An 8,192-nucleotide genomic window follows, 5' to 3' on the forward strand; every position below is an offset into this window, starting at 1 on the left:
AATGAAGGTTAAATATGAAGGTAAATCTAAAAGACTAAGCGATGAAAATCTAAGTCTTATATTTGAAATGCAGTTGGAGCCAAATAAGAATTGGGAGAAAAAATTTCATAGCCTAGATCTGTCTCGCTATCTTTTTAATATCACTAAAACTACAAGAGCAACAACGAAATCGCTCAATTTAGATGTCAAAGAAGGACTTTATGGAAAACCTGTTGACTCTAAGATTGACTGGGTAAGATCACTAAAGCATATAGCCCAGAATAAAATAAATGTTGGAGCTTCGCACAACACCGTTATCAGATTTATTAAGGATGTTAAAGCCTTTCATGACTGGATTTATTCATGTGAAGGGTCCTATAAACCTTCAAAACAACGAAAAAATTATTTTTTGTATTCTCAACACCTTGCTTCTCGAGTAATTGAAGGGGAGATAAAAGAAATTTCGCGCTATGATAAGTTGTTGAATATATCAAGTTTCATAGATTCATTTACGGGGCTGGCTGATGAAAAAAGCTATTGCAAGGGTGTGTTTTACGAGCTATCACTAAGGTGCCCAAAGACAAACGTTAAGAAATATGACAAACAATTGTTGGTTGAAATAAAGGAAATGGCAAGCGCATTAATGCAGCTTTACTCCTCTATTGATGAAGAATCAATATTTGGACAATTACCAATTGAAGCTAGAATTAATAATAAAAAGTTTTATATTAACTTTTCTGCGGCTTATTCGGTGGATAAATTAAAGAAATCAGCAAAGCGCTCTCGTTTACGGTTTGAAAATATAAGCGGAAGGCAATTTCTTTCTCCTTCAGAAAGCCTTGTTCATGATAAGAGATGGGCCATAGTAAATTTAAAACGCAATGCATTTTTTATGATGTTTATTATAGCAACTGGTGCAAATCTTTCACAAGCGATCTCAATAACTAATCAAGAAACGAAAACCTTACCTAGTGGTGCAGATCAGACAATTTTTAAGTTCAAGCTAAGGGCAGGACACGAGGTAGGCGTAAATATATATAATAATTTCAAAGAATTATTTAATAATTATAAGAGGTGGAGGGACTCTATATTTGTAGGTGAATATGAAAGCGAATGGCTTTTCCCTACATTTGACTTAAGTGGGCAAGTTGCCAAATTCCCGGGGAATAATTTATCTAGATTAAGAAAAATATTAATGGATTCTGGAGTTAGTTGGCATTCCTCAAGAGAATTACGGCGTACTAATATTAATTGGATGTATCGATTTTTGGAAGATAGCAAAGAAGCAGCGGCAATGGCCGGGCATGACTTAGCAACATTTTATAGATCTTACATGGCGCCGAATCACCAGCGAGCAGTGATGGAATCCCAGCAATTTTGGACAGAATTTGATGTAACAAAGCTATCGGTGATGGGAGGTTATTGCGATGGAGAGCCAATACCTATCAAGGATATTAGCCCAGTGCTCGCAGTACCTAATTGTACTACTGCCAGTGGTTGTTTGGTGTGCCAACACCATAAAGATGTAGACAGCTATGATTACATATGGTCATTGGCTAGTTTTAGATATTTAAAGCAACTCGAGTCCGCTAGTTCTCACCTAAGTAAACTTTCAAGTACTCTTGAGCCGGCTGACGTCATAATTAATCAAATTACAAGTCGATTAGAAACATTCAAAGTGAAAAGGCCTGATTGGGTCATAGCTGCAATTGATAGAGTCGAACTATTTGACTTTCACCCACAATGGGTAAATGCAATCGATATGCTGGTTGGATTTGAGGTATAAATCATGCAGGGGCGTATTCAATTTTGGCCGCACCAAAATAAAGGTGAATTTGATATAACTCATAGTGCAATTTATAAGAGACCATCTTTTCCTGTATCTAAAGAAATCGTTGTTAGCGTAGATAAAGAAGGTAAACCTTTGAGTTTATTTGGTGATATTGATTGGGATTTTCGTGCAGTAGTAGGAGGATGTAGATGGACATGGTCTGGAGGAAATAATCTAAGTGTAACATCTGATAATCTGAATTTAGTGAAAACAATTATGCTCTCTGTCATTTATGATAAGCGTATTACAAGAGCATATATCGCATCGCATATAACACTTAAATCTACTTTGATGAAGTTTGCGTCTATATGTGATGAAAATAAAAACATAGATGGTAATGGGATTCTTTTATCAGAATTATCAAATTATCCTAAAATCGTTTCTAAGCTAGTTGACTGCTTTCCCAAGGTATGGCAAAGCATATTTACATATCTAGAAAGAGTAAACCATTATGGAAGCTTAGGTTTTATATTTCTTGATAATAGAGCACTAAAAAATCTAGCTCATAGGTTGGCAACAAGGGATGAGCATTTAACGAGGCAGCATCTAGTTATCCCACCAAGGATCTGGCAATACCAAGTTGATAGATTAGAAAGATGTATGAAAGACTTTGAAGGGATAAAGGTGTCTTTATTCGGTATTCTTGAAGAATTCTTTCGTATGAGAGAACGCAATATTAAATCATATAAAAATCTATATGGCCGTGAGGATCTATATGATGATAGCTTTAAAGACAGGTTTGTTAACCCATTTGGAAAGGCTAACTTTAAAGGCAAACTAAAGTTCAACAAATCTCTCGATCAAATTTTTTCTGAGAAAGGAATAAAAGATGTTCTTCGAACCTATGAATTGTATGACACTACCTATAACTTAAAAAATATATCCAGAATATTGAACTCTTTTCGTGATGTCGCTCTTGCATATATCCAGTTCTTTTCGTTACAGAGAATAAAAGAGGTTTTATCACTTAATAGTGACTGTCTTCTAATAGACTACGACGAGAGGTTCGGTGAGATCTATATCTTAGAAGGAATAACTACAAAAACAATTAAGGACAGTGACGCTAGGTGGATAGTACCTAAAAGAGCACTTTCGGCGCTCAATATAGCCATTTATATATCTAGATTTTTCCAAAAATATTCGCTGTATAAAAATAGACGTAATACAATAAGCGTTCCACTAAGATACAGTGTCTCACTTTTAGGATTTAACGGAGGACATGCCTCTAAATCACTAATAGCTTGTGGTCAGGATAGATATCAACTATTTGATAATATTTTTGAATCAAAGTATATGAAGATAAATAAGTCTGACTGGGCCTTTGCTAAAACTCTTACGCCCGATATAATCAATCGCGAAGAATATGGTGTAGGTGAAATTTGGAAATGGACAAGTCATCAGTGCCGACGCTCCATGATAGTTTATATGCTTTCAAGCGGGGTGATAAGTACTGAGTCAGTGCAATACTTGGCGAAGCATCTAACAAGCTTTATGACACTATATTATGGACGTAATTATAGTCATATAATTCTAAATGAGGGTGTCAGAGACGAACTAATATTGGAATCCTATGCTAGGAAGGCAAAAGTTATTAACGAACTGTTCTGCAAACGAAATGGTGTTGTTTTTCCAAATAAAATTACTAAAGTAAGGGATTTTATATCAGGACAAGATGAAAAGGGTTTAATAGCATCATTTAAGAATGAGAAAGTGGGTCTTCGCCCTACTTTATTAGGATTTTGTTCAAAGATTGGTTACTGTGAATACGGTGGGATAGAATCAATTACTAAATGTACTGGCTCTAATGGAGGAGGTATATGTGCTGAAGCGATATTTTCGGTTGATAATCATAAATCGTTAACTAATCTCAAAGCAAAATATCAACGTGAACTACTCTCTTTATCGCCGCATAGTATGCGAGCTAAAGCGCTTAAGTACGAGATACATGCAATTGAAATTTATGAGGAAAGGATCAGTGATAAGTGATTTGCGGCAACAGCTAATTGAAGCACTCGATAGGTTAGTAACGAATAAACCAATTTATCTGGATAAAGGAGCCGCTCTGACAGCTGCAAACGTTATTCGAGAAACTGGCCGCACAATCGATCAAGTAAAACTTTCTAGGTTTCCAACAGTTCAAGCTAGAATTAAAGAGGAAAAGGCATTACTTCTCGCTAGGAGGCATCTTGATAAAGAAGCTTGTAAGCGGACTAAAAGGAGCCTAAGAAAAAGCTTGTTTGATGCTCAAGCTCAAAGGGATCATCTTGCCTGTATAGTTGAGGCACAAAATGAGTATTTGCTGGAATTATTGGATAGATTAGAGCGCTTAGAAAAAATGAATCGCCACTACTAACCCAGACACTTCCCAGTCGTTCTTCGTAACGATTTTCATACTCTACTGGTGACAGTAGATTATTGGAACCATGTTTTCGTTTGCTGTTATAAAACATTTCGATGTAATCGAAGATATCGCTTCTTGCATCTTCTCGGGTTGAGTAGATCTTTTTCTTAATTCGCTCACGCTTGAGCAACTGGAAAAAGCTTTCGACTATAGCGTTATCATGGCAGTTCCCGCGTCTGCTCATACTTCCCTCCAGACCATTCGCTTTTAGGAATGCCTGCCAATCGTGACTGGTATACTGACTTCCCTGATCGGATTGCACAGTGACTTGCTGTTTGGGATTGCGTCGCCACACAGCCATTAGCGATGCGTTAAGCACGATATCCTTGGTAATGCGCTGATGCATCGACCAGCCAACCACTTTGCGCGAGAACAGATCAACGACTACTGCAAGATACAGCCATCCTTCGTGCGTTCTGATGTGCGTAATATCCGTTACCCATGCTTCATCAGGTTCTGCGGGATTAAATTCACGATTAAGGCGGTTGGGTACAACGATGTGGCTTTCACCACTGCGATGTCTTGGCTTCCGGTAACCGACCTGAGCACGTAAGCCTTCTCCCCGCATTAAGCGGTGGACGCGATTAATGCCGCAGCGTTCACCAATATCTCTGAGATCAGAATGGATTTTACGATAGCCATAAACGCCACCTGACTCCAGCCAGAACTGTTTAATTAGCCCTGTGAGGCGCTGATGTAGGAGAGTAATAAAGTCTCATACTGAGTAATATATTCATACTGGTGAAAGGCATCATTAGACAAGAAGCGGACGATCCGTTTTCTTAAACCTGACCGCCGCTTAGTGCCTCGAGTTCAATTGGTGATTGCAACGCCATTTTACAGAGTTTGTGTGTCGATTACTAAAAGACTCATGATTGGCAGCTCCTTGCTAATGGCTAGGTAACCATTCGATAAACTAATTTGCTGAACCCACACCTGTTCATACTTTGAAGAATTTGACTTCTTGTTTAAGACGAATTGCCAGCTCGTTGAGCTTGTGCGCTGCGTGGTCATTTTCGCTCATATTGTTCATCGAATTTTTTGACATTTCTGCGATTTCTACCATCGCTTGCGTGATATCTGCCACCGCAGTAACTTGGTCCGCGGTGGATTGCGCCACTTTTTGAACCTGTGCCAGCGAATCATCAGCCTGCTGTTCAATATTTTCCAGAAGTGTTGTTGCTTTGCGGGTCTGCGCCTTACTATTTTCTACCTGAGGTTGTGTGGTTTCCATGGCCTGGACAGAAGCCGCGGTCTGTGCCTGAACATCGCTCACCATCACTTCAATTTGAGACGTCGCTTCTCTTGTACGCTTAGCCAGATGACGAACCTCGTCAGCTACTACCGCAAACCCGCGACCTGACTCTCCGGCCCTTGCTGCTTCAATTGCCGCATTTAAAGCCAATAAATTTGTCTGTTCAGAAATCTCGCTAATGACGTTTGCAATACCGCCAATTTTCTTTGTGTTTTCTTCCAACGTTTTTATTTGAGAGACGGTAACATCAACGGTCTGAGCAACTTTAGTCATCTCCGCAGCCATGGTGCCTACTACTTCTCGGCCCTCTTTGGCATAAGAGACGGTTAAACCTGAATTTTCCTGTGTGTGACGAGCAATGTTAGAAACTTCGTCAATACTACCGCGCATTGTATCCAATTTAATCGCTGTTTGACTGGTAAGGCGGGCCTGATCTTTTGCAGTAAGTAAAACTTTTTCAGAACTCTTTGTAACTTCAAAGATTTGCTCTAATAAGTTATTCGATGCGGTTTTGATATTGATGACAATACCCGTTATGGTTTTGTTCATATCCGCCAGTGAATCTATCACACTTCCCTGATGATTAGTCTGAACGGGCTGGGTCAAGTCTCCATCAGCCATTGTTTTAATAAATTTTTGGGCATTAAAAGGCTCACCGCCTAAAGATGCTCTTAAGCTTCGCTCAATAAGAAACGCAACGAGTATTGAAATAGCGATCGCCAATCCACTTAAAAGCAACATCAAATTCTGGAAACCGCCTGCGACCTTTCGAGCCTCCGGGGTTGCCATCTTATTTTGCGTCTCCTGATAATCAATAAACTGATTAATAGTGTTCAACCAGGTTATAAACGCTGGTCTTGCCTTTTCAAGCACAAGAGCTTCAACAGGTTCACCCATTTTTTTGCTGTTAATAATCTGCTCGATCAGTGGTTTTGTCACGGCCTGGATTGCTTTGATACGCTGCAATATCTCAAACTCTGTATCAGTGAACTCGATGCCGTCTTTAATCATAACGTTCATTTCGCTTTCTGACGTTGCATAAAACGCTTCAAGCGTTCGAATTTCATCTTCAAACTCTGTGACCTGTGACGCAGTTTGTGCAATGGCGATATCTCGAACTGCAATCGCTCGGTCATGAACACTGCCGCGATAGTTGATAGCATAGCGCTGTTTGACGGCATTTATATCGGTCATCTGCGCTAGGGTCCGGTCAATAAAGTTTACTTTATTGATACCTAGGATAGTCAAGACGATCATCAGCGCGAGGATAGTCCCAAAACCCAACGCTAACCGGTTTCTGACAGTGGTTTTGGCTAAAGTGTTTATCATAATTAAGTAGCAAATAAATTTTTGACGCACTCTACCACCTCATCCCTTTGTCCCAAAGTTAAAAATTATATACATTTGATTTGATATACTTTTTAAGAATAAAGAGGTAAGCAAGAATTTTTGTATCCTGTTTCTGTGGGCTTGAGTGATTTATTATAGGATGTGAGTATTTCCTTAAAGGTTTAGGTATCATCATTTCCGGACCATAGCGCTCAGCGGCCAAGATAAAAACTCACTAATAGGCTTTAGTTCTCGATTAACTCTAGTCCACAGACCAATCAGACAAAAAGCCGTGCGCATTTTTCAGGGAGGAGATATGGAGGGGCGGTAATAGGCGGTTCCACTAAGGCGTAAAATGTATCAGGCTATTAAATCAACTAGAATCAAGCTGTTTCAACAAAAACAAATGCCAGCCTCTAACTCAAATTTGGTAGCGATGCCCCCTTCAGTGCTTAAATATACTGAGCAGATGGCCGCGTGGCTGGTTTGTGCACTACTATATTAGGGATCGTTAACTCGTGGCTTGCAGATAGTCGACGGTAAAGCACAGTATATTAGCTAAATGATTGCACTGCTTACCTCGCTCTGATTTCCGCCGCCCTTGGCGGAAGTGATAATGTGTAAATCACGCTGAGGGGAAGGGAATAGTAAAGCCTTTACTTTCCACTTTTCCGTTCATTTTTCACTGTGTCTTCCAGTAAATGTCAGCGGCTGTTGTGTATCAGAAGCGGACCTTTTCTGCTATTCTAAAAGATAGACAGTTCAGAGCGAATTGCAGACCGTCACTGTTACTGATGCGAGGGTCTGCTGAAGACAAACAACGGACGGTCAGCATTGCCAATTTAAATTTTTTAGTCAGTAGTCACAGTCTATTGGGTTTTATATTCCTCATCTTTGGCTCTTGAAAACGAAAAAATATCCCCGGGCTGACAGTCAAGATAGTCACAGATCTTAACCAAAGTTGCGAATCTGACGCCTTTAACTTTACCTCTTTTTAGCAACGACAAATTTGCTTCAGTGATGCTAATGGCATTCGCAAGTTCTTTGGAGCTAACTTTTCGCTTCGCCATCATGACATCGAGATTTACTATGATTTCCATGACTAGACGAACCCTTGGTTTTCTTCGTCAATACGATTTGCGGCCTTGAGCAGGTGTAATATGAACGCCAAAACAACAAGTTTAATGAGTTCAAGAAACTCAAAGTTGATGCTTGCGCCTATCGATGGATGATACTGACTGTACAAATAGGCTGTTACAATCTGAAGTAGAAACGACATAACAAACTCACCTATTAGCAGACCTACTAACCATGAATAATGTTTCTGCGCATTATTTCCAAAAAAGTTACCTTGTTCGTAAGATTTGAACAGTTGGTATAACCGGAATACAACCATT

General features: G+C 39.5%; 5 protein-coding genes and 1 pseudogene. 2 read left to right on the top strand and 4 right to left on the bottom strand.

What is annotated here, in order from left to right; all coding sequences use genetic code 11:
• The first annotated feature begins 1 nt into the window (after position 1).
• Both F458_RS0117920 and F458_RS0117925 read left to right on the top strand, forming a co-directional pair.
• A complete protein-coding gene (locus tag F458_RS0117920) occupies positions 2 to 1,765 on the top strand; it encodes a hypothetical protein (RefSeq protein WP_018984823.1) in 1,764 nt (587 codons plus the stop codon).
• A 3-nt stretch (positions 1,766 to 1,768) separates the two neighbouring features.
• Positions 1,769 to 3,796, top strand: coding sequence for a hypothetical protein (locus F458_RS0117925; RefSeq protein WP_018984824.1), 2,028 nt, complete (start codon positions 1,769 to 1,771; stop codon positions 3,794 to 3,796).
• Positions 3,797 to 4,167: 371 nt separating this feature from the next.
• Here the strand turns inward: F458_RS0117925 and F458_RS19890 are convergent.
• The 4 genes and pseudogenes from F458_RS19890 to F458_RS0117950 all read right to left on the bottom strand — a co-directional run.
• Positions 4,168 to 4,905 (bottom strand): annotated as a pseudogene (locus F458_RS19890) (IS3 family transposase); the annotation flags it as partial.
• 246 nt (positions 4,906 to 5,151) lie between these two features.
• Positions 5,152 to 6,795: a methyl-accepting chemotaxis protein gene (locus F458_RS0117935; protein WP_083928668.1), complete on the bottom strand. Its 1,644-nt coding sequence runs from the start codon at positions 6,793 to 6,795 to the stop codon at positions 5,152 to 5,154.
• 869 nt (positions 6,796 to 7,664) lie between these two features.
• Positions 7,665 to 7,895, bottom strand: a complete 231-nt coding sequence (locus F458_RS0117945; RefSeq protein WP_018984828.1) for a helix-turn-helix domain-containing protein — start codon at positions 7,893 to 7,895, stop codon at positions 7,665 to 7,667.
• A 2-nt stretch (positions 7,896 to 7,897) separates the two neighbouring features.
• On the bottom strand, positions 7,898 to 8,192 hold a 295-nt coding region (locus F458_RS0117950; protein WP_018984829.1), incomplete at its 5' end, for a DUF2975 domain-containing protein.

This window comes from Salinimonas chungwhensis DSM 16280 (genome assembly GCF_000378185.1).
Lineage (GTDB): Bacteria > Pseudomonadota > Gammaproteobacteria > Enterobacterales > Alteromonadaceae > Alteromonas > Alteromonas chungwhensis.